Annotated in this window: 21 protein-coding genes; 12 read left to right on the top strand and 9 right to left on the bottom strand. The window is 71.6% G+C overall.

Translation table 11 applies throughout. The features are described 5' to 3' along the window. Positions 1–82 precede the first annotated feature (82 nt). The 6 genes from ACTJK8_RS18765 (at position 83) to ACTJK8_RS18740 (ending at position 8,251) form a co-directional block, all read left to right on the top strand. Complete coding sequence (locus ACTJK8_RS18765; protein WP_012320603.1) at positions 83–946, top strand: NADP-dependent methylenetetrahydromethanopterin/methylenetetrahydrofolate dehydrogenase; 864 nt, start codon at positions 83–85, stop codon at positions 944–946. A 10-nt stretch (positions 947–956) separates the two neighbouring features. Next, positions 957–1,598 carry a methenyltetrahydrofolate cyclohydrolase gene (gene fchA / locus ACTJK8_RS18760; protein ID WP_012320602.1) on the top strand — a complete coding sequence of 214 codons (642 nt, stop codon included), beginning with the start codon at positions 957–959 and terminating at the stop codon, positions 1,596–1,598. Between the two features lie 433 nt (positions 1,599–2,031). Further along, positions 2,032–3,210, top strand: coding sequence for a malate--CoA ligase subunit beta (locus tag ACTJK8_RS18755; protein ID WP_012320601.1), 1,179 nt, complete (start codon positions 2,032–2,034; stop codon positions 3,208–3,210). 16 nt (positions 3,211–3,226) lie between these two features. Then, entirely contained in the window at positions 3,227–4,117 is an 891-nt protein-coding gene (gene sucD, locus ACTJK8_RS18750; protein ID WP_010687110.1) for a succinate--CoA ligase subunit alpha, read from the top strand. Between the two features lie 223 nt (positions 4,118–4,340). After that, positions 4,341–7,091, top strand: coding sequence for a phosphoenolpyruvate carboxylase (locus ACTJK8_RS18745; RefSeq protein ID WP_070999993.1), 2,751 nt, complete (start codon positions 4,341–4,343; stop codon positions 7,089–7,091). Positions 7,092–7,279: 188 nt separating this feature from the next. Continuing rightward, positions 7,280–8,251, top strand: coding sequence for an HpcH/HpaI aldolase/citrate lyase family protein (locus ACTJK8_RS18740; protein ID WP_043074238.1), 972 nt, complete (start codon positions 7,280–7,282; stop codon positions 8,249–8,251). Between the two features lie 189 nt (positions 8,252–8,440). On the opposite strand, the gene ACTJK8_RS18735 is transcribed toward ACTJK8_RS18740, so the two are convergent. The 4 genes from ACTJK8_RS18735 to ACTJK8_RS18720 all read right to left on the bottom strand — a co-directional run bounded on the left by ACTJK8_RS18735 (position 8,441) and on the right by ACTJK8_RS18720 (position 11,117). Further along, positions 8,441–9,292 (bottom strand): glycosyltransferase family 2 protein, encoded by an 852-nt coding sequence (locus ACTJK8_RS18735; protein ID WP_063111565.1) that lies wholly within the window; start codon positions 9,290–9,292, stop codon positions 8,441–8,443. After that, entirely contained in the window at positions 9,289–9,882 is a 594-nt protein-coding gene (locus ACTJK8_RS18730) for an SAM-dependent methyltransferase (protein WP_012320597.1), read from the bottom strand. Before ACTJK8_RS18730 ends, ACTJK8_RS18735 begins: the two co-directional genes overlap by 4 nt. Continuing rightward, positions 9,879–10,616: a PIG-L deacetylase family protein gene (locus tag ACTJK8_RS18725; protein WP_012320596.1), complete on the bottom strand. Its 738-nt coding sequence runs from the start codon at positions 10,614–10,616 to the stop codon at positions 9,879–9,881. Before ACTJK8_RS18725 ends, ACTJK8_RS18730 begins: the two co-directional genes overlap by 4 nt. Before the next feature lie 177 nt (positions 10,617–10,793). Beyond that, complete coding sequence (locus ACTJK8_RS18720; RefSeq protein ID WP_024829187.1) at positions 10,794–11,117, bottom strand: XRE family transcriptional regulator; 324 nt, start codon at positions 11,115–11,117, stop codon at positions 10,794–10,796. Between the two features lie 221 nt (positions 11,118–11,338). Between ACTJK8_RS18720 and ACTJK8_RS18715 the strand changes: the two genes are divergently transcribed. Together ACTJK8_RS18715 and ACTJK8_RS18710 are read left to right on the top strand one after the other, a co-directional pair. Next, positions 11,339–11,854, top strand: coding sequence for an META domain-containing protein (locus tag ACTJK8_RS18715; protein WP_012320594.1), 516 nt, complete (start codon positions 11,339–11,341; stop codon positions 11,852–11,854). Between the two features lie 94 nt (positions 11,855–11,948). After that, on the top strand, positions 11,949–12,113 hold the full coding sequence (locus ACTJK8_RS18710; protein WP_012320593.1) for a hypothetical protein: 165 nt from the start codon (positions 11,949–11,951) through the stop codon (positions 12,111–12,113). A 383-nt stretch (positions 12,114–12,496) separates the two neighbouring features. Here the strand turns inward: ACTJK8_RS18710 and ACTJK8_RS18705 are convergent, their stop codons facing one another. Further along, positions 12,497–12,775 carry a hypothetical protein gene (locus tag ACTJK8_RS18705; RefSeq protein WP_063111566.1) on the bottom strand — a complete coding sequence of 93 codons (279 nt, stop codon included), beginning with the start codon at positions 12,773–12,775 and terminating at the stop codon, positions 12,497–12,499. Positions 12,776–12,932: 157 nt separating this feature from the next. On the opposite strand from ACTJK8_RS18705, the gene ACTJK8_RS18700 reads away from it, so the two are divergent. Continuing rightward, a complete protein-coding gene (locus tag ACTJK8_RS18700; RefSeq protein WP_024829190.1) occupies positions 12,933–13,466 on the top strand; it encodes a gamma carbonic anhydrase family protein in 534 nt (177 codons plus the stop codon). A 42-nt stretch (positions 13,467–13,508) separates the two neighbouring features. Here ACTJK8_RS18700 and ppa read toward each other — a convergent pair whose 3' ends face one another. Both ppa and ACTJK8_RS18690 read right to left on the bottom strand, forming a co-directional pair. Further along, on the bottom strand, positions 13,509–14,042 hold the full coding sequence (ppa, locus tag ACTJK8_RS18695) for an inorganic diphosphatase (RefSeq protein WP_012320589.1): 534 nt from the start codon (positions 14,040–14,042) through the stop codon (positions 13,509–13,511). Between the two features lie 111 nt (positions 14,043–14,153). Then, positions 14,154–14,660 carry a GNAT family N-acetyltransferase gene (locus ACTJK8_RS18690; RefSeq protein WP_063111567.1) on the bottom strand — a complete coding sequence of 169 codons (507 nt, stop codon included), beginning with the start codon at positions 14,658–14,660 and terminating at the stop codon, positions 14,154–14,156. 209 nt (positions 14,661–14,869) lie between these two features. On the opposite strand from ACTJK8_RS18690, the gene ACTJK8_RS18685 reads away from it, so the two are divergent. Then, a complete protein-coding gene (locus ACTJK8_RS18685; RefSeq protein WP_012320587.1) occupies positions 14,870–15,595 on the top strand; it encodes a tyrosine-protein phosphatase in 726 nt (241 codons plus the stop codon). 4 nt (positions 15,596–15,599) lie between these two features. Here the strand turns inward: ACTJK8_RS18685 and ACTJK8_RS18680 are convergent, their stop codons facing one another. Continuing rightward, positions 15,600–16,457 carry a prephenate dehydratase gene (locus ACTJK8_RS18680; protein ID WP_012320586.1) on the bottom strand — a complete coding sequence of 286 codons (858 nt, stop codon included), beginning with the start codon at positions 16,455–16,457 and terminating at the stop codon, positions 15,600–15,602. 24 nt (positions 16,458–16,481) lie between these two features. After that, complete coding sequence (locus ACTJK8_RS18675; RefSeq protein ID WP_012320585.1) at positions 16,482–17,225, bottom strand: 3-deoxy-manno-octulosonate cytidylyltransferase; 744 nt, start codon at positions 17,223–17,225, stop codon at positions 16,482–16,484. Between the two features lie 342 nt (positions 17,226–17,567). Here ACTJK8_RS18675 and ACTJK8_RS18670 point away from each other — a divergent pair, with 342 nt between their 5' ends. After that, positions 17,568–18,539 (top strand): c-type cytochrome, encoded by a 972-nt coding sequence (locus ACTJK8_RS18670; RefSeq protein ID WP_024829192.1) that lies wholly within the window; start codon positions 17,568–17,570, stop codon positions 18,537–18,539. Between the two features lie 215 nt (positions 18,540–18,754). Next, on the top strand, positions 18,755–19,500 hold a 746-nt coding region (locus ACTJK8_RS18665; RefSeq protein ID WP_440762357.1), incomplete at its 3' end, for an MFS transporter.

Genomic DNA, 19,500 nt, shown 5'->3' with positions numbered 1-19,500 from the left:
ATTCCGGGTCCCGCCTCGCGGACCCGGAATGACGGGGTGGAGTGTTCACGTCGATGATGCCCACCCTGGGCCGAGGTAGAGAATGACCAAGAAGCTGCTGTTCCTGTTCGACACCGATGCCGTGCCGAACGTGTTCGACACGGTCGTCGGCTACGACGGCGGCGCGGACCACATCACCGGCTACGGCGGCGTGAATCCCGACAATGTCGGCGCGCTCGTGGACGGCACGATCTACACCCGCGGCGGTTCCGAGAAGAAGTCGACGGCGATCTTCGTCGGCGGCGGCAGCATGGCGGCCGGCGAGGAGCTGTTCACCGCCGTCAAGAAGCGCTTCTTCGGCCCGTTCCGGGTCTCGGTGATGCTCGATTCCAACGGCTCCAACACCACGGCCGCCGCGGGCGTCGCGCTGGTGGCCAAGGCCGCCGGCTCGCTCCAGGGCAAGAAGGCCGTCGTGCTGGCGGGCACCGGCCCGGTCGGCATGCGCTCGGCCGCTCTGCTCGCCGGCGAGGGCGCCGAGGTCACCATCGCGGGCCGCGCCCTCGACAAGACCCAGGCCGCCGCGGACCAGATCAACAAGCGCTTCAAGGTCAACGTGAAGGCCGCCGCGACCCCCGACGAGGCCTCCCGCGTCGCCCTGGTGAAGGGCACCAACCTCGTGTTCACGGCCGGCGCGATCGGCGTCGAGCTGCTGCCCGAATCCGCCTGGGCGCAGGAATCGTCCATCGAGTTCGTCGCTGACTACAACGCCCAGCCTCCGACGGGCATCGGCGGCATCGACGTGATGGACAAGGGCAAGGACCGCAACGGCAAGCAGGCCTTCGGCGCGCTCGGCATCGGCGGGCTGAAGCTCAAGCTGCACCGGGCCTGCGTCGGCCAGCTCTTCGAGAGCACCGACAAGGTGCTCGACGCCGAGGAGATCTACGCCCTCGCCAAGACGATGGCTTGAGGAGGCGCCGGTGACCGAGACGCATCGCCCCGAGGGCGACAGCATCGAGAAGTTCCTGACGGAGCTGGCGAGCGCCGCCCCGACCCCCGGGGGCGGCGGCGCGGCGGCGATCTCCGGCGCCATGGGCGCGGCCCTGGTGTCGATGGTCTGCAACCTCACCATCGGCAAGAAGAAGTACGTCGAGGTCGAGGCCGAGCTGAAGGACGTCCTGGCCAAGTCCGAGGGCCTGCGGGTCGTGCTGACCGGCATGATCGGCGAGGACGTCCAGGCCTTCGACGCCGTGATGGGCGCTTACGGGATGCCCAAGAACACCGACGACGAGAAGGCGGCCCGCGCGGAGAGGATCCAGGCGGCGCTCAAGACCGCCTGCGACGTGCCGCTCGCCTGCTGCCGGGCCTGCCGCGCGGTGATCGACCTCGCGGCGATCACCGCCGACAAGGGCAATCTCAACGTCGTGTCGGACGCCGGCGTGGCGGTGCTCTCCGCCTATGCCGGCCTGCGCAGCGCGGCGCTCAACGTCTACGTCAACGCCAAGGGTCTCGAGGACCGCGACTTCGCCGACGAGCGGCTGAAGGAGCTCGAGGAGCTGCTCGGCGAGGCCGGTGCGCTGACCGAGAAGGTCTACGGGATCGTGAAGGCCAAGGTGAACTGAGAGGGCCGCCCTGCGTCCTTCGCAGGGGGAGGGCGCGTGCCCGCTGCGGCGGCGCCAAGCTGGACAGCGTGTCCGGTTGATCCCGTCGACGCCGCCGTCTCCGCGAGCGAAGCGAAGCAATCCCGTCGGCGGTACGATCTCAGAAGTCGCGCTGCCCTGGGTCACTTCGGTGCGCTCGCGATGACGGAGCGGGCGCCTCGAACGAAGCGTTCTGAAGAAAAGTCCATCGGATCGACAATCGAGGCCGGGTGCATGATGCCCCGGCCTCGTTGTTTTTCTGTATGTTGCGTCGCAATATCGAATACGATCCGTGCTGCGGATGCGAAAAAGCCGTCGTCAAGCCCGAGATCAAAAAATTTGACGGGCGTAATCTTTCGACTCAACTAAAGTAGATGGCGTCAACGGCGGCAACGAACCGCGGAGGAGGCGCCGAATGGACGTCCACGAGTATCAGGCCAAGGAGCTGCTCGCGAGCTTCGGCGTGGCCGTCCCGAAAGGCGCGATCGCCTTCAGCCCGGACCAAGCGGTCTACGCGGCGACCGAACTCGGCGGCTCGTTCTGGGCCGTGAAGGCGCAGATCCACGCGGGCGCCCGCGGCAAGGCCGGCGGCATCAAGCTGTGCCGGACCTACAACGAGGTCCGCGACGCCGCCAAGGACCTCCTCGGCAAGCGCCTCGTCACGCACCAGACCGGCCCCGAGGGCAAGCCGGTGCAGCGCGTCTACGTCGAGACCGCGGACCCGTTCGAGCGCGAGCTCTACCTCGGCTACGTGCTGGACCGGAAGGCCGAGCGCGTCCGGGTCATCGCCAGCCAGCGCGGCGGCATGGACATCGAGGAGATCGCCGCCAAGGAGCCGGATTCGCTCATCCAGGTGGTGGTCGAGCCGGCGGTCGGCCTGCAGCAGTTCCAGGCGCGGGAGATCGCCTTCCAGCTCGGGCTGAACATCAAGCAGGTCTCGGCCGCGGTGAAGACGATCATGAACGCCTATCGGGCGTTCCGCGACTGCGACGGCACCATGCTGGAGATCAATCCGCTCGTCGTGACCAAGGACGACCGGGTGCTGGCGCTCGACGCCAAGATGAGCTTCGACGACAACGCCCTGTTCCGCCGGCCGGGCATCGCCGACATGCACGACCCGTCGCAGGGCGACCCCCGCGAGGCCCAGGCCGCCGAGCACAACCTCAGCTACATCGGCCTCGAGGGCGAGATCGGCTGCATCGTCAACGGCGCCGGGCTGGCCATGGCCACCATGGACATGATCAAGCACGCGGGCGGCGAGCCGGCGAACTTTTTGGATGTCGGCGGCGGTGCGTCCCCTGAGCGGGTGGCGACGGCCTTCCGGCTCGTGCTCTCCGACCGCAACGTGAAGGCGATCCTGGTCAACATCTTCGCCGGCATCAACCGCTGCGACTGGGTCGCCGAGGGCGTCGTCCAGGCCGCCCGCGAGGTGAAGATCGACGTGCCGCTGGTGGTCCGGCTCGCCGGCACGAACGTGGAGGCGGGCAAGAAGATCCTGGCCGAGAGCGGCCTGGATCTCATCACCGCCGACACCCTGGCGGAGGCGGCCAAGAAGGCGGTCGACGCCTGCGCCGCCGCCAAGACCCAGCACTGAGAGGGGAGACCGCGCCATGAGCATCCTCATCGACGAGACCACCCCGATCATCGTCCAGGGCATCACGGGCGACAAGGGCACCTTCCACGCCAAGGAGATGCTCGACTACGGCACGAACGTCGTCGGCGGCGTCACCCCGGGCAAGGGTGGGCGCACCCATCTCGGCCTGCCGGTGTTCAACACCGTCAAGGAAGCGGTGGCGGCGACCGGGGCCACGACCTCGATCACCTTCGTGGCGCCCCCCTTCGCGGCCGACGCGATCATGGAGGCGGCCGATGCCGGGCTGCGGCTGGTCTGCTCGATCACCGACGGGATCCCCGCCCAGGACATGATGCGGGTGAAGCGCTACCTCTACCGCTATCCCAAGGAGAAGCGGACGATGGTGGTCGGCCCGAACTGCGCCGGCATCATCTCGCCCGGCAAGGCCATGCTCGGCATCATGCCCGGCCACATCTACCTCCCAGGCAATGTCGGGGTGATCTCGCGCTCGGGCACGCTCGGCTACGAGGCGGCCTCCCAGCTCAAGGAGCTGGGGCTCGGGATCTCGACCTCGGTGGGCATCGGCGGCGACCCGATCAACGGCTCGTCCTTCCTCGACCACCTCGCCCTGTTCGAGACCGACCCGGACACCGACGCGGTGCTGATGATCGGCGAGATCGGCGGCCCGCAGGAGGCCGAGGCCTCGGCCTGGATCCGCGAGAACATGTCGAAGCCGGTGATCGGGTTCGTGGCCGGACTCACGGCTCCGAAGGGGCGCCGCATGGGGCACGCCGGCGCGATCATCTCGGCGGCCGGCGACAGCGCCGCCGAGAAGGCCGAGATCATGCGCTCGTACGGGCTGACCGTAGCGCCGGATCCGGGCTCGTTCGGCCAGACGGTGGCCGACGTGCTCGCCCGGGCGGCGTAGCCGCGCTGCACCCCTTCCCCCTCTGCGGGGGAGGGTGCCCCCGGATGCGCGGCGGGAGAGGGGCAGCGCGACGGTGCGGGCTTTCAGCTCCCGTCGCGACCTCTCCGGAAATGGCGCTCCCCTCTCCCGACCCCCGCTGACGCGGGGGCCACCCTCCCCCGCAGAGAGGGGAGGGGGCGCGTCGCGCCTCGTCCTTCAAGAAAGAGCGCCACGAGGTGGCCCCATGACCCGCACGCTTCACGCAACCCCCGGTCTCGTCGATGCCACGGCCTTCGCGCCGCCAGTGATCGTCGGCACGTCGTCGGAGCAGGCGCTGGACATCCTGTTCCAGGCGCTGCTCGACGTCGCCCGCCGGCACGACCCCGACCTCGAGGCGGTCCTGCACGGCACGGCCGACATCTCGCGCTTCTCGCCGCAGATGCTCGCACGCGCGCTGCAGGTTCAGGGCATCTGGTTCCAGCTGATCTCCATCGCCGAGCAGAACGCCGCGATGCGCCGCCGCCGGCACGTCGAGCGCACGGAGGGGCGGGCCGCGCTCAGCGGCTCGTTCGCGAAGGTCTTCGCTGACGCGCGCAAACAGGGGGTGCCGCCCGAGAAGATCCAGGCGCTGCTCACCGACCTGCGCATCCGCCCGACGCTGACCGCCCATCCCACCGAGGGCAAGCGCGTCACGGTGCTGGAGAAGTTCCGCCGGATCTACCTCGTGCTGCGCGAGCTGGAGATGCCGCGCTGGACCGATCGCGAGCGCAACGGGCTCATGAACGAGCTGCGCGACCAGATCGAGCTGGTCTGGATGACGGGCGAGCTGCACCTGGAGAAGGCGACCGTCGAGCGGGAGGTGGCCTGGGGCCTGCACTTCTTCGACGAGACCCTGTTCGAGATGCTGCCCGAGACCCTGGAGGCGCTGCACGAGGCGCTGGCCGAGACCTATCCGGGCACGGAGTTCAGGGTGCCGCCGTTCTTCCAGTTCGGCTCGTGGATCGGCGGCGACCGGGACGGCAACCCCTACGTCACCGCCGCGGTCACGCGGCAGACCCTGCACCGCAACGCGCTCGCCTCGCTCACCCGTTACCGCGACCGCGTGCGCGAGTTGGGCCGGACCCTGTCGCTCACCGAGCGCTCGCTGCCGCTGCCCGAGGGCTTCCGCGCGGAGCTCGACCGGCAGCTCGCCGAGAGCGGCCAAGCCCGCGCCATCACCCGGCGCAACCCGGGCGAGCCCTACCGACAGTACCTGTCCTGCGTCCTGCGCAAGATCGAGGCGACGGTCGCCCGCAACGAGGGCGAGCACCCGTCCGGTCCCGATTATGCCAGCGCGGACGGGCTGATCGAGGATCTGCGCACCCTGGAGCGCGGCCTGACCGAGGCCAAGTGCGGGGCGCTGGCGCGCGATCTCGTCCGCCCGGTGCGGCGGATGGTCGAGATCTTCCGGTTCTCGACGGTCCGTCTCGACCTGCGCGAGAACACCACCCGGACCACCGACACGCTCCACGCCCTCTGGCGCCAGCGCAACGGCGACGGCGAGCCGCCGGCCCTCGGCTCGGCCGCGTGGCGCCAGTGGCTCGACGCGGAGCTCGCCCGGCCGCGCGATCCCGAGCGGTCCTTCGAGGATCTGCCCGACGCCGCCCGCGAGACGCTCGCCACCTTCGCCCTCGTGGCCGAGATGCGCGAGGCCCTCGACCGCGAGGCGTTCGGCGCCTTCGTGCTGTCGATGACCCGCTCGGTGGAGGACGTGCTCGGCGCGTACCTGCTGGCCAAGGAGGCGGGGGTGTTCCTCGACGCCGCCGGCACGGAGATCTGCCCGCTGCCGATCGTGCCCCTGTTCGAGACCATCGACGACCTGCGCGCCGCCCCGGCGATCATGCGGGCGCTGCTCGGGACGCCGGTGGTGCGCCGCTCGACCCGCTGGCAGGGCGGGGTGCAGGAGGTGATGATCGGCTACTCCGACTCCAACAAGGACGGCGGCTTCGTCGCCGCCAACTGGGAGCTCTACAAGGCGCAGAGCAAGCTGACCCGCCTCGGCGAGGAGCTCGGCGTCGGGATCGCCTTCTTCCACGGGCGCGGCGGCTCGGTGAGCCGCGGGGGCGTGCCGACTCACCGGGGCATCATGGCCCAGCCGCCGGGCTCCATCCGCGGCCGGTTCCGCACCACCGAGCAGGGCGAGGTCGTCTCGTTCAAGTACGCCAACCGCGGCACCGCCGCCTACCAGATGGAGTTGCTGGCGGCCTCGGTGTTCGAGCACGCGCTGGCGGGCGACGGCGAGCGGGCGGGGCCGGGCCACGACGACGCCCTGGAGGCATTGGCCGGCGCCTCGCGGGCGGCCTACGTCCAGCTGCTCCAGACCGACGGCCTCGTCGACTACTTCCAGGCGGCGAGCCCCCTGGACGAGATCGCGCTCCTCAACATCGGCTCCCGCCCGGCCCGCCGCTTCGGCGCGCGCGCGCTCTCGGACCTCCGGGCGATCCCCTGGGTGTTCGCGTGGTCGCAGAACCGGCACGTGATCACCGGCTGGTACGGGGTCGGATCGGGGCTCGCGAGCTTCATCGACGTGCGCGGTCGGGACGGCGAGGCGGCGCTCAAGCGGCTGTTCACCGAATCCCGCATCCTCCGCCTCGTCCTCGACGAGGTCGAGAAGACGCTGATGATGGTCGATCTCGACATCGCCCGCGCCTACGCGGGCCTCGTCCCGGACCCGGGAACCCGGGACCGGATCTTCTCGATGATCGAGGCCGAGTACGCGCTCACCCGCGAGATGGTGCTGCGGGTGAGCGGCGGCACGGAGCTGGCCGAGCGCTTCCCGCTGTTCCGGGACCGCCTGAAGGGCCGGCTCCCGACCATCAACCAAGTGAGCCGCGAGCAGGTCGAGCTGCTCGCCCGCTACCGCGCGGAGACCGACGAGGATCGGCGCGAGGCGGTGAAGTCGGCCCTGCTCCTGTCCATCAACTGCATCGCGGTCGGCTTCGGGGCGACCGGGTAGGCGAGGGCAGAACGTGCGCCCTTTCCCGCTCGGGAGGGGGAACCCGCGCTGCGGCCGGACGCCGGTGAAACCGGTCCATTCGCGCGTCCGCGCTCTGTCAGAGCGTCCGGCGCGCGCCATTTGCCGCCGGTGAACGGGATCGCATCCCGCAACGGCACCAGAACCGTCACCAAGAGAGAGAACCCAAGATGAGCTTCACCCTGATCCAGCAGGCCAAGCCGCGCCTGCACCGCTCCGAACTCGCTGTGCCCGGCTCGAACCCGACCTTCATGGAGAAGTCGGCTTCCTCGGCGGCGGACGTGATCTTCCTCGACCTCGAGGACGCGGTCGCCCCCGACGACAAGGAGAAGGCCCGCACCAACATCATCCAGGCGCTGAACGACCTGGATTGGGGCAACAAGACCATGATGATCCGCATCAACGGTCTCGACACCCACTACATGTACCGCGACGTGGTCGACATCGTCGAAGCCTGCCCACGGCTCGACATGGTGCTGATCCCCAAGGTCGGCGTGCCGGCCGACGTCTACGCCATCGACGTGCTGGTCACGCAGATCGAGCAGGCCAAGAAGCGCGAGAAGCAGATCGGCTTCGAGGTGCTGATCGAGACGGCGCTCGGCATGGCCAACGTCGAGGCGATTGCCCAGTCCTCCAAGCGCCTGGAGGCGATGTCCTTCGGCGTCGCCGACTACGCCGCCTCGACCCGCGCCCGCTCAACCGTGATCGGCGGCGTGAACCCCGACTTCTCGGTGCTCACCGACAAGGACGAGTCCGGCAGCCGCCAGACCCACTGGCAGGACCCGTGGCTGTTCGCCCAGAACCGCATGCTGGTGGCCTGTCGCGCCTACGGCCTGCGCCCGATCGACGGACCGTTCGGCGACTTCTCGGATCCGGACGGCTACCGCTCGGCCGCCCGCCGCTGCGCCGCCCTCGGCTTCGAGGGCAAGTGGGCGATCCACCCGAGCCAGATCGAGCTCGCCAACGAGGTGTTCACTCCCTCGGAGTCCGAGGTCACCAAGGCCCGCCGCATCCTCGAGGCCATGGAAGAGGCCGCCAAGGCCGGCCGCGGCGCCGTGTCCCTGGACGGTCGCCTCATCGACATCGCCTCGATCCGCATGGCCGAGGCGCTGATCGAGAAGGCGAACGCCATGAAGGGCTGAGGCCGCCCGCGGGCGCGCCGAGCTTCGACGCGCCCGAGGCCGGGGCTCTCTGGGAGGCGGACCGCGGTCACGTCCGCGATCCGCCCGACACGTTCGGTTGAGGGTGGAGAAGGCCCCGGAGCGGGCGCGTCCCTCACCTGTCCCTTCGGGCGAAGGGACCAACTCTGCGGCGCGGCGGCCGCGACGGCCCTAGAACGGCCGATCGTCCGGCAGCCGCGCCGCAGCCATCTCGTCCGGCGTCGGATCCCGGTGAACCACGATCCCGGTCGACCGATCCGCCGCGATCAGCCCGAGCCGGGCGAAGCCGTCGAGCCACCCATCCATCGGCCAGAGCCCGTGACGGTCGCGAAAGCGGGCCGCGTTGGCGACGATGTCGCGGAAATGCTGCAGCGGCGGGTCGTAGCCCGGATGGTGCTGGTGGTAGGCCCGGGGCCCGCCGAGGAACAGGATCGGCACGCCGGCCCGCTCGGCCCGGAAGGCGAGGTCGGTATCCTCCGCGCCGTAGCCCGAGAAGGTCTCGTCGAAGCCGCCGAGCCGGTCGTAGGTCGCGGCCCGCACCGCGAAGGCGAGGGACCAGAACAGGCCGGGCTGCGGCGCCGGGGCCACCGCACCGGCCGGCGGGAAGACCCGCACGGGGTGCGGCCGGCCGAGCCGCTCCAGATCCGCCGCGCGCCACCCGTCCATGACCGCGCCGGCCGGCAGATAGCCGATCTCGCAGCAGATCAGGCCGTCCCGCTCGGCCACCGCCCGCGACAGGCCGGCGACGAGCCCCGCCGAGGGGATGCAGTCCACGTCGAGGAAGATCAGCGTGTCGGCACCGGCCGCCCGGCGCCCGGCATTGCGCGCCGCGGCGAGCGGCAGGCCGGCATGCGGGAACGGCACGCGCTCCACCGGGAAGGGCAGGTCCGGATAGGGCGCCGCGTCGCCGCCGATCTCGACGACGACGCAGCGATCGGGCGGATCGCCGCGGCCCAGGCCTTCGAGCAGGCGGGTCAGGTGCGCGCGCCGGCCCTTGTTGAGGGTGATGACCGCGACGCTCACGGGGCTGCTCCGGCGCTCAGGACGTCGATCCGGTAATCGGCGGTCCGCGCCTGAGCCCGGACTTGGGCGAAGGGCGCGGCCAGCCGGATGAACGCCTCGGCGGCACCGTCGCCCGACAGCGGGTAGTCGGTCTCGCCCAGCCAGTGCACCAGCACGATGTCGCCGTCCGGCTCGATCGTCTCGCCGGCCCGGCGGACGAGCGCGGCGAAATCCGACGGCGCCAGGAAGTACAGGAACTCGGAAAGAACGATCAGGTCGAACCGTTCCGCGGGCCAGTCCGCAGGCATCGCGCCTTGCCGGACCTCGACATGGGGGCGATCCGCGCAGCGCGCCCGTGCGGCCTCCACGGCGGCCGGGACCAGATCGGTGGACAGGAGTCGATCGCAGCGCTCAGCCAGGGCGTGCGTGAAGACGCCGATGGAGCAGGCCGGCTCGAACCCGGCCCGGTAGCGCGCCCTCGGCAGCGCCGCCAGCGTCGCCGCGTACTTGTCGCGCTCGTAGGACGACGTGGTGAAGCGCCAGGGATCCGGGTCGCTGGCGTAGATGCCGAGGAAGTAATCCTCCGGGAGGGTCTGGGTCCGCCGGGTCATGCGGGCACGGCGACGAAGCGTTCGTAGGGGCCGCAGAGCCGGTCGATCATGGCGGGCTCGAGACGGAAGCCCTCGGGATCGTCCGCGATCAGGTTCGTGGTCTGCGATTCGTGGGCCGCGACGGCGCGGGCCTTGGTCTCGCGATAGGCGGAGACGTCGAGGCGCAGGCCGGCCGGGCTCGGCCCGACCTCGGTCTCGGGCGGCAGGGTCCAGCCCCAGACGGGGTACTCGTAGACCCGCACGCCCGGCATCCGCGGCCGGGCGAGGGCGACGATCGCGGCGGCCGCCTTGTGATCGCAGTGGGGATCGTGACGCCACGTGACGAAGACCGCGCCGGCCCCGATCGCCGCGGCCGCGCTGGCCACCGCGGACGCGGCCGCCTCGGCCTCCGGCCCGTCGCTCGGGACGTGCGCGTCCGGCAGGCGCAGGAAGGTGACGGCATCGGGCCCGAGGCCGAGGACGGCCACGGCCCGCCGGGTTTCCGCCTCGCGCAGGGCGCGCAGCTTCTCCGGCGGGTAGAGGCGGGAATGCGTGTGCGAGCCGCAGCCGTCGCTGACCACGACGAGGTGCACGGGCCGTCCCGACGCCCGGGCGGCGGCGATCAGCCCGCCGCATCCGAGGCTCTCGTCGTCGGGATGGGGCGCGACGACCACGAGCCCCCGGCTCCCCAGGAGGGCGTCGAGGCTCGCCACGGGCAGCGCGTCGGCGGCGGCCAGGAAGGCGTCGGCGCGCATCAGCGGCCTCCGATCCGGTCGGGGGCCGAGGGAGAGCGCTGGTCGCACCGCGACGGGCTGCAGACGGGATCGATCACGGGACGCTCCAGGGACGGTGCGCGGGTTCGGGCGTCCCCGGTTCTCGGGTGCGGCGCATGAACGCGCCATGAGCGGCGCGTTCGGGAAGGCCGGCGGGTGTTAGCGGTCGTTCTCGGTCGTCAGATCGTCGGCGCGGGTGCCCTCGTCGACGCCCCGGCCGGCAGCGAGGTGGACGCCGGGCGTCGGCGCGTCGCTGAACACCGCCCCGGCCGCGCCGAGAGCGCTGCGCAGGGCCTCGACCTGCCCGCTGGGCGCATCGCTGTAGCCGCCCTCGAAGTCCCGCACGAATCGCTCGTCCAGGCCGACCTTGCCGGCGAGATCGGCCTCCGACCAGCCGAGCAGCCCGCGGGCCGCCCGCGACTGCGCCGGGGTCATGGCGAGCGCCCGGCTCCCGCTCTGCGCCCCCTCGTCCGATCCTGCCAAGGTCATCCTCCTGCTTCGCGATCATCAACAACGATTGCGGTCCCGGATCGTTTCCGGGCGGTCTTCGGCCGAGCGCGACCATAATTGTGCTGAAATCCTGTCGCATCCGCCAGGGCGCAAGGATTCGGAGCGGCCTCGCGAGGGGCCGGACCGCGCGGCCGGCGCGGCGCTTCCGGACCGGGGTGACCTGCGCGCGGCGCGCGCGACATGGGGACTGGACGATGAGAGGGGTGCTGATCGCGAGCTTGGCCTGTGCCGTGCTGGCCATGGACCTGTCCGCGGCGACGCAGGCACAGGCGCAGATGGGCGGCTCGCCCACGGGCTTCGGCCGGGGCAACCGCCGGCCGGGCGGCGAGGAGGAGAAGAAGCCCCAGTACGTGCCGGGGACCAAGGCCAGCGAGAAGATGTTCCCGCTGGATTCGACCTGGACCGCCGTGAGCCTGAACGGCAAGCCGTTCACGGGCGGCGACCGGCCGAGCTTCATCATCGACAAGCAGTACCGCGCCCGCGGCTACGGCGGCTGCAACACCTTCGCGGCCACCGCGTTCCCGCTCAAGGAGCAGCACATCGCCGTCGGCCCGCTCGCGCTGACCAAGAAGAGCTGCGACAAGGGCCTCGCGGCCACCGAGCAGGCCTTCTTCATCGCCCTGCGCACCTCGGCGGTGTGGGACATGGTCGGCTCGCAGCTGGTGCTCAAGAGCCCGAACGGCGAGCTGAAGTTCGACCGGGCCCTTTAAGGTCCGGTTCACCACGCCGGACGAAGGCGGCCGCCGATTCAGACGCCCTTGAGAGGCGTCGAGGCTCACTCCTCGCGGATCGAGGAGGCCACGGATGCCAGTCGGGATCGGGATCGGACGCGGGGACGCCCTGCGTCCCGCGGTGACGCGGACCTCGCGCTTCTCGGGGCCCGAGGGGTTCCACCCCGGCGCCCTCTGGCTCGCCACGGCGGTCCCCGTCGCGGCGACGCTTCTCCTGCTCGTCCGGCTCGCCGCCTGAGGCGGATACCGCTCCGCGCGGGCCGCCGGTCACCGGGAGCCGGTCGTGTCCCGCGACTGGTTGGTTCCGGAGGGGTGACTTCCGGAGGGGCGACGCGGTTCCGGCGCCGTCTCCGATCGCAGCATGACCGGCGGGAACAGGGCGGCCAGACCTGCGGCCACGCCGTACAGGACGGGGTCGGCGTTCGGGCCCGCTTCGGGCGGACGCAGATCGCTCGTCAGCCCCGTGCGCCTGCGGGCATCGCGCGCGTTCGCGAGCATCTGTCCGCGTCCCCTTGTTCACCTGTTCGCGAACGATCAATGCCGCGTTCCGCGTTTCGTTGCCGCCGACGCGGAATTTCGCCCGGGGAGCGGTCGCGGCGGGATCTCAGCCGCGGCGGGATCTCAGCCGCGGCGCCGGAGGACCGTCAGGGGCCGGCCCTCGGACAGCGGGCAGGCGGCCGGGACGACCTCGACGATCGACGCGCTCGGGCAGCGCGCCCGGCAGCCCTGGGCCGCCGCGATCTGGTCGCCGCCACAGGCATCGGCGAAGCAGAAGGTCCCGAGATCCTCGCAGGTCGCCCGGAACCGCCCGAGCGGTCCGGCCTCCCGCAGATCCGCGGCCCTGGCCCCCTGTGTCAGCAGGAGCGCCGTCAGACCGATCAGGGCCGGGAACCGTGCCATCTCTGTTTCCCATCCGGGTCGCGACCGCTTGCGGAGCCAGCCTAGCATTGGCAGCCTGGGCGCGCCGTACCATTCCCGCGACAGGCGCTGCGCGTCATCCGTCGCGATCCCGGCCGCGCCGCGCGGTCGGGACGACCACTCCCTCCGAAAGGCCGCCATGCCGCTCTACGCCCTCGACGATCACGTCCCCGACCTCGCCGACCCTGACCGGGTCTGGATCGCGCCCGACGCGCAGGTGGTCGGCCGCGTGCATCTCGGCCTCGATGTCGGGATCTGGTTCGGCGCGGCCCTGCGCGGCGACAACGAGCCGATCCGCATCGGCGACCGCACCAACGTCCAGGAAGGCGTGATCATGCACGTCGATCCCGGCTTTCCCCTCGACATCGGGACCGACGTCACGATCGGGCACGGCGCGATCGTGCACGGCTGCACCATCGGGGACGGCAGCCTCGTCGGCATGGGGGCGACGGTTTTGAACGGGGCCCGGATCGGCCGCGGCTGCCTCGTCGGCGCCAACGCGCTGGTCACCGAGGGCAAGGAATTCCCGGATCACAGCCTGATCGTCGGGGCGCCGGCGAAGGCCGTGCGCACCCTCGACGAGGCCGCGATCGAGGGCCTGCGGCAGGCCGCCCAGCGCTACGTGGAGAATGCCCGGCGCTACCGGGCGGGCCTGCGCCGCATCGACGGCTGACGGGTACGGGCCGCTCCCCGGGCGGGAGCGGCCGGGCCGCCCTTACTTCTTGGCCTTGCCGCGCTCGATCGCCTCCTCGATCAGCCGGTGGGCCTCTTCCTTGTCGCCCCAGCGGACGAACTTGACCCACTTGCCGGGCTCCAGGTCCTTGTAGTGCTCGAAGAAGTGCTGGATCTGCTGGATCGTGATCTCGGGCAGGTCGGTGTAGTTCTCGACGCGGTCGTAGCGCTTGGTCAGGTGGCGCGAGGGCACCGCGATGATCTTCTCGTCCTCGCCGCCCTCGTCCTGCATCACCATGACGCCCACGGGACGCGCGCTGATGATCGCGCCCGGCAGCACGGCGCGGGTGTTGGCCACCAGCACGTCGCAGGGATCGCCGTCGCCCGACAGGGTGTGGGGGATGAAGCCGTAATTCCCGGGGTAGAACATCGGGGTGTACAGGAACCGGTCGACGACCAGCGCGCCGGATTCCTTGTCCATCTCGTACTTGATCGGCTCGCCGCCGAGCGGCACCTCGACGATCACGTTGACGTCGTGCGGCGGCTTCTTGCCGAGCGGGATGGCGTCGATCTTCATGGCGTGTCGCTTCCGGAATGCGGTCTCGTCCGCTTCCCGGCTCTCTTAGAGGCGCGGCTTGGCAAAGCAAATCAGTCGATGGTGCGGCCCGGCAACGAGCGCTGGAAAACGTTAGCCGAAGAGATAGCCGACCTTGGGGAGCGGGAGGCCCGCCACCCGGTCCAGCACCCGCGGACCGGCGACGCCGCCGAGCCCCTCGTAGAAGGCGCTGGCGCGGGCGTTGTCCTCCAGGCTCCACACGCCGAGCCGCGTGAGGCCGTGATCCGCGAGGTCGTTGCGCACCGCCCGGAACAGGCGCCGGCCCAGGCCGACGCCCTGGTACTCCGGAAGCAGGTAGAGCTCGTCGATCTCGGCCTCGGGCCCGAGCGACCGGCTGCGCGTCCGCCCGTAGGCCGCGTAGCCGACGACGAGTTCGCCCGTCTCGACCACCGCGATCGGCCGCCCGCGGCGCAGGGCGCCCCGCCACCACGCCCGGTCCCGGGTGGCGATCAGCCGCTCCAGGGCGACGCCGGGGATGATGCCGCGATAAGCCTCGCGCCAGGACGCATCGAACACCTTGGACAAGCCGCCGAGATCGGCCTCGCGGGCCCGGCGGATGCTCGTGGTGCGCGTGCTCATGGGCTTCGGGCCTCCGATCGTCCGACCGGCGGATAACTCGCGCGGCCCGCGCAGGTTCGGTGCCGATCCGGGCGGAGTGAAGGCAAGAATGGCGCCGGATCGCGCCGGCTCCGGGGCGTTGCCCGCCCGCCGGTCACCTGCCGGCCGGCGAATTGCGGGGTGGGCGGGTGGCTGGTAGAGCCCGGGCTCGTTCCCTCGGCAGCACGGCCTTGTTCAACCGCTTCCTCAAGCCCGAGACGCGCTACGCGCGGCGCATGGCCCGGATCGCCCGCTTCGAGCGGCCGATCGCCGGCCCCGGCGACCGGCTGATGGCCTGGGCCAACATGCTGCTGATGGACCACGGGGTCTTCCGCCTCGCCTACCTCAATCGGCACCGGGTCGGGTCCGGCGCCCTCTGGCGCTCGGCCCAGCCCGGTCCCCACCAGCTCGCCCGCTTCCGGGCCGAGGGGGTGCGGACGATCATCTCCCTGCGCGGCGGGCGCGAGCACGGGTCCTGGCCGCTCCAGCGCGAGGCCTGCGAGCGCCACGGGCTCAAGCTCGTCGAGTTCGTGCTCCGCTCGCGGGAGGCGCCCGACCGGGCCACCATCCTCGGCGCGAAGGCGTTCTTCGCCGGCATCGAGTACCCGGCCGTGATGCACTGCAAGTCCGGCGCCGACCGGGCCGGCCTCGCCTCGGCCCTGTACCTGATCCTGCACGAGGGCCGCCCGGTGGCCGAGGCCGCGCGGCAGCTCTCCGCCCGCTACGGCCATCTCCGCTTCGCCAAGACCGGCATCCTCGACGCGTTCTTCGCCCGGTACCGCGCCGAGGGCGAGGCGAAGGGCCTCGACTTCCTGACCTGGGTCGAGACCGTCTACGATCCCGAGGCGCTCAAGCGCGACTTCCGGCCGGGCTTCTGGTCGGATCTGGCGGCCGACCGGGTGCTCCGGCGGGAGTGAGGGCTCACTCCGCCGCCGGCCGCGCCGCCTCGCGGAACGGGTGGGCCGGGTAGGTGCCGATCACCCGCAGCTCGCGCGAGAAGAAGCCGAGCTCGTCGAGCGCGCGGCTGAGGCCCGGATCCTCCGGGTGGCCGTCGACCTCGGCGTAGAACTGCGTGGCGGTGAACTCGCCGTCGACCATGTAGCTCTCGAGCTTCGACATGTTGACGCCGTTGGTCGCGAAGCCGCCGAGCGCCTTGTAGAGGGCGGCCGGGATGTTGCGGACGCGGAACACGAAGCTCGTCACGCAGGGCTCGGTGCCCTGGGCGACCGGCACGGGCTCGGGGGAGAAGACCACGAACCGGGTGGTGTTGTGCGCCTCGTCCTCGACGTCGCGCTCCAGGATGTCGAGGCCGTAGACCTCGGCGGCGAGCGCAGGCGCCAGGGCCGCCCGGCTCGGGTCGCCGATCTCGGCGATCTCGCGGGCCGCCCCGGCGGTGTCGCCGGCGACCACGGCCTTCAGGCCCATCCGCCGGATGATCCGGCGGCACTGGCCCAGCGCGTGGACGTGGCTGTGGACGCTCCTCAGCGACTCGCGCTTCGTGCCCGGCAGGACCATCAGCTGGAAGTGGATCGGCAGGAAGTGCTCGGCCACGATGTGCAGCGGCGAGATCGGGATCAGGTGGTGGATGTCGGCGACCCGGCCCGCGATCGAGTTCTCGATCGGGATCATCGCCCGCTGGGCGCGCCCCTCGGTCACCGCCGCGAAGGCGTCCTCGAAGGTCGGGCAGGGGAGGGGTGTCCAGTCCGGGTAGGCCTCCGCGCAGATGATGTGCGAGTTGGCCCCGGGCTCACCCTGGTAGGCGATGGTGCGGTCGGTCATGGCGGCGCGGATTCGTTCGGCGTGTCAGTTCAGGCGCCGGCCCTGCAGCAGGGCGCGGGCCCGTTCCAGGTCGGCGGGGGTGTCGACGCCGAGCGGCAGGTCGTCGACGATGGCGGCATCGATGCGCATGCCGGCCTCGAGGGCCCGCAGCTGCTCCAGCTTCTCCCGCACCTCCAGCTCGCCGGGCGGCAGGGCCACGAATCGGCTCAGCGCCGTGCGCCGGTAGGCGTACAGGCCGATATGGTGCCAGAGGGGCCCGTCGCCCCAGGGCGCGCGGGCGCGGGTGAAGTAGAGGGCGCGCAGTCGCCCGGGACCGACCGCGTGGCCGACGAGCTTGACCACGTTGGGGTTGTCGGCCTCGTGCGGATCGGTGATCGGCGCGCACAGGGTGACGATGTCGACGGTGCGGTCGGCGAGCGGCACGATAGCGGCGCCGATGATCGCCGGGTCGATGGTCGGCAGGTCGCCCTGCACGTTGACGACCACGTCGTGGCGCCCCTCCGGATCGACGATCTCCAGCGCCTCGGCGAGCCGGTCGGATCCCGACGGATGGTCGGCCCGGGTCATCACCGCGAGGCCGCCCGCGGCCTCGACCGTGCGGGCGATCTCCGCCGTGTCTGTGGCGACCACCACGGGGCCGATGCCGGCCTCCACGGCCCGGCGCCAGACATGGACGATCATGGCCTCGCCGGCGATGTCGGCCAGCGGCTTGTTCGGCAGGCGGGTCGCGGCGAGGCGCGCCGGGATCAGGACCAGGGGATCGGACATCGAGATTCGGATCCGGATGCGCGGGTCGAGCGGCCGCGGCGGGAGGCGGCCGGCTGCTTAACAGGCCGGCCCCCGGTTGTCGTCCCCGGAAACGGGCCGGTCGAGGGCCGGGCAGAGGGCCGGGATGCGGCCGGACCGCGGTGGAGAAAAGGTGCCACCTGGTGACAAGCTGGGCAATTCGGTGGAACAATCCTGCGCTGGAGCGACGCGGAACGCCCCTGCGGCATTGTCAGGAACCGCCCGGAACCGCTAAGGCAACCTCGAAATCTTCCAATGTCCGGTGTCCGAGCCCGCTCGCCCGTGTCAGGCGCGCGATCGGCACGGCCGAGTTGCGAGAAGAGCATGAACTCGTTCGAGGTGAACAAGGTCCTGGGTGCAGTCCTCGGCGCCCTTCTGTTCGCGGCCGGATCGGGTTTCGTCGCCGAATTGATCTATCACCCGAAGCCGGCGGGCAAAGCCGGCTACGACCTGCCCGAGCCGCAGCCCGAGGCCGCCTCCGCGGCGCCCGAGGCCAAGGTCGAGCCGATCGCCGTCCGCCTCGCCAGCGCCAACGTCGAGAAGGGCGAGGCCGGCACCAAGGCCTGCCACGCCTGCCACAGCTTCGAGAAGGGCGGCCCCAACAAGGTCGGTCCCGACCTGTACGGCATCGTCGAGCGGCCGAAGGGCGCGCATGCGGGCTTCGACTACTCGGCGGCCATGAAGGAGAAGGGCGGCACCTGGACCTACGCCGACCTCGACGAGTTCCTCACGAGCCCGAAGGCCTACGTGAAGGGCACCAAGATGGCCTACGCCGGCATCGCCGCGCCGCAGGAGCGGGCCAACGTCATCGCCTACCTGCGGACGCTCGCCGAATCGCCGAAGCCGCTGCCGGCCGTCGAGAAGAGCGACGCCGCGCCGGCGGCCGCGCCCGCCGCGGCCAAGCCCGAAGACAAGCCCGCAGCCGACAAGCCGTCTGCCGACAAGCCTGCCGCCGGCAAGGCGTCCGAGGGCAAGGACAGCCCGGCCAAGCCCGCCGATACCGGCACCGCCAAGCCGGTCGAGGCGAAGTCGCCCGGCAGCCCGCGCACGACCGGCGAGTCGAGCGACCGCAACGCGCCGGCCCCGCCGGCCAGCGCCCACGACAGCGACCAGCAGGGCCAGCCCTCGAGCCTGATCCCCGCCGAGCCGACCGCGCCGACGGCGCCGGCCGCCAAGGAGCCGCCCGCGCAGGCCAATCCCGAGGCCGTCGACCGGGCGAAGGATCTCGAGGTCGGCGGCCCGACCAAGGATCTGAACGCGCCGCTGCCGACCCCGCAGCCGCTGCCGAAGGAGTAGGCGGCACCTCCGGGTCCGGGTCCGGGGCCGGGGACGGTCCCGCCCCTCGCGTGTCTGGCGCGTTCCGCCGGCATGGCTCCGGGCGCGGCCCTTGCTCTAAGGCGGCCGCGCCCCGGCATCCTGCCGGATCGAGAACCGCGTAGGACCCCTTGGCTGATCGAAGTCCCGATGTGGCGGAGCGCCGGGCACCCCTGCCGCTCCTGGTCGCCGTGACCATGACCGGAACGGTGGCGCTGCACATCTTCGTGCCGGCGCTGGCGGCGGCGGCCGTCGACCTCGGCACCAACGCCGCCGGCGCCCAGCTGACGATCACCGTCTACCTGATCGGGCTCGCGGGCGGTCAGCTCCTCTACGGGCCGCTCTCGGACCGGTACGGGCGGCGCCCGATCCTGATCGGGGGACTCGGCCTCTACCTCGCCGGGCTGCTGCTCGCGATCCCCGCGCCGAATATCGGCGTCCTGCTCGTCGCCCGTGTCCTGCAGTCGCTCGGCGCCTGCGGCTCGCTGGTGATCGGCCGGGCGATGGTCCGCGACGTCTCGACCCGCGAGGACGCGGCCCGGAAGCTCGCGATCCTCACCACCGCGATGACGCTCACGCCCGCGCTGGCCCCGGCGATCGGCGGCGTGGTGAACGAGGCTTTCGGCTGGCGCGCGGTGTTCGTGGTGCTGGCCGGCCTCGTCGCCGTGCTCGGCGCGCTCGTGGTCTTCACCCTGCCCGAGACCAACCGCCACAAGGTCGCGCTGCCGGGCTTCGTCGCCGTTCTGTCCGGCTACCTGCGGCTGGTGCGCGTCCCGGTGTTCCGCGCCTACCTGGTGGCGGGGGCCTGCGGCGGCACCAGCCTCTACGCCTTCCTGGCCGTGGCGCCGTTCCTCCTCGTGGACCGGCTCGGGCGCTCCTCGCAGGAGGTCGGGTTCGACTGCCTGATCGTCGTGTTCGGCATGGTCGGCGGGGCCGTCCTGGC

Source organism: Methylobacterium sp. 22177 (assembly GCF_052045615.1).
Lineage (GTDB): Bacteria > Pseudomonadota > Alphaproteobacteria > Rhizobiales > Beijerinckiaceae > Methylobacterium > Methylobacterium radiotolerans.
This window is presented reverse-complemented; position numbering and strand designations above follow the sequence as displayed.

Coding starts and splice junctions, on each gene's coding strand:
- ACTJK8_RS18765 (WP_012320603.1), top strand. CDS start 83: ATGACCAAGAAGCTGCTGTTCCTGTTCGACACCGATGCCGTGCCGAAC.
- ACTJK8_RS18755 (WP_012320601.1), top strand. CDS start 2,032: ATGGACGTCCACGAGTATCAGGCCAAGGAGCTGCTCGCGAGCTTCGGC.
- sucD (WP_010687110.1), top strand. CDS start 3,227: ATGAGCATCCTCATCGACGAGACCACCCCGATCATCGTCCAGGGCATC.
- ACTJK8_RS18745 (WP_070999993.1), top strand. CDS start 4,341: ATGACCCGCACGCTTCACGCAACCCCCGGTCTCGTCGATGCCACGGCC.
- ACTJK8_RS18740 (WP_043074238.1), top strand. CDS start 7,280: ATGAGCTTCACCCTGATCCAGCAGGCCAAGCCGCGCCTGCACCGCTCC.
- ACTJK8_RS18730 (WP_012320597.1), bottom strand. CDS start 9,882: ATGACCCGGCGGACCCAGACCCTCCCGGAGGATTACTTCCTCGGCATC.
- ACTJK8_RS18725 (WP_012320596.1), bottom strand. CDS start 10,616: ATGCGCGCCGACGCCTTCCTGGCCGCCGCCGACGCGCTGCCCGTGGCG.
- ACTJK8_RS18715 (WP_012320594.1), top strand. CDS start 11,339: ATGAGAGGGGTGCTGATCGCGAGCTTGGCCTGTGCCGTGCTGGCCATG.
- ACTJK8_RS18710 (WP_012320593.1), top strand. CDS start 11,949: ATGCCAGTCGGGATCGGGATCGGACGCGGGGACGCCCTGCGTCCCGCG.
- ACTJK8_RS18705 (WP_063111566.1), bottom strand. CDS start 12,775: ATGGCACGGTTCCCGGCCCTGATCGGTCTGACGGCGCTCCTGCTGACA.
- ACTJK8_RS18700 (WP_024829190.1), top strand. CDS start 12,933: ATGCCGCTCTACGCCCTCGACGATCACGTCCCCGACCTCGCCGACCCT.
- ppa (WP_012320589.1), bottom strand. CDS start 14,042: ATGAAGATCGACGCCATCCCGCTCGGCAAGAAGCCGCCGCACGACGTC.
- ACTJK8_RS18690 (WP_063111567.1), bottom strand. CDS start 14,660: ATGAGCACGCGCACCACGAGCATCCGCCGGGCCCGCGAGGCCGATCTC.
- ACTJK8_RS18680 (WP_012320586.1), bottom strand. CDS start 16,457: ATGACCGACCGCACCATCGCCTACCAGGGTGAGCCCGGGGCCAACTCG.
- ACTJK8_RS18675 (WP_012320585.1), bottom strand. CDS start 17,225: ATGTCCGATCCCCTGGTCCTGATCCCGGCGCGCCTCGCCGCGACCCGC.
- ACTJK8_RS18670 (WP_024829192.1), top strand. CDS start 17,568: ATGAACTCGTTCGAGGTGAACAAGGTCCTGGGTGCAGTCCTCGGCGCC.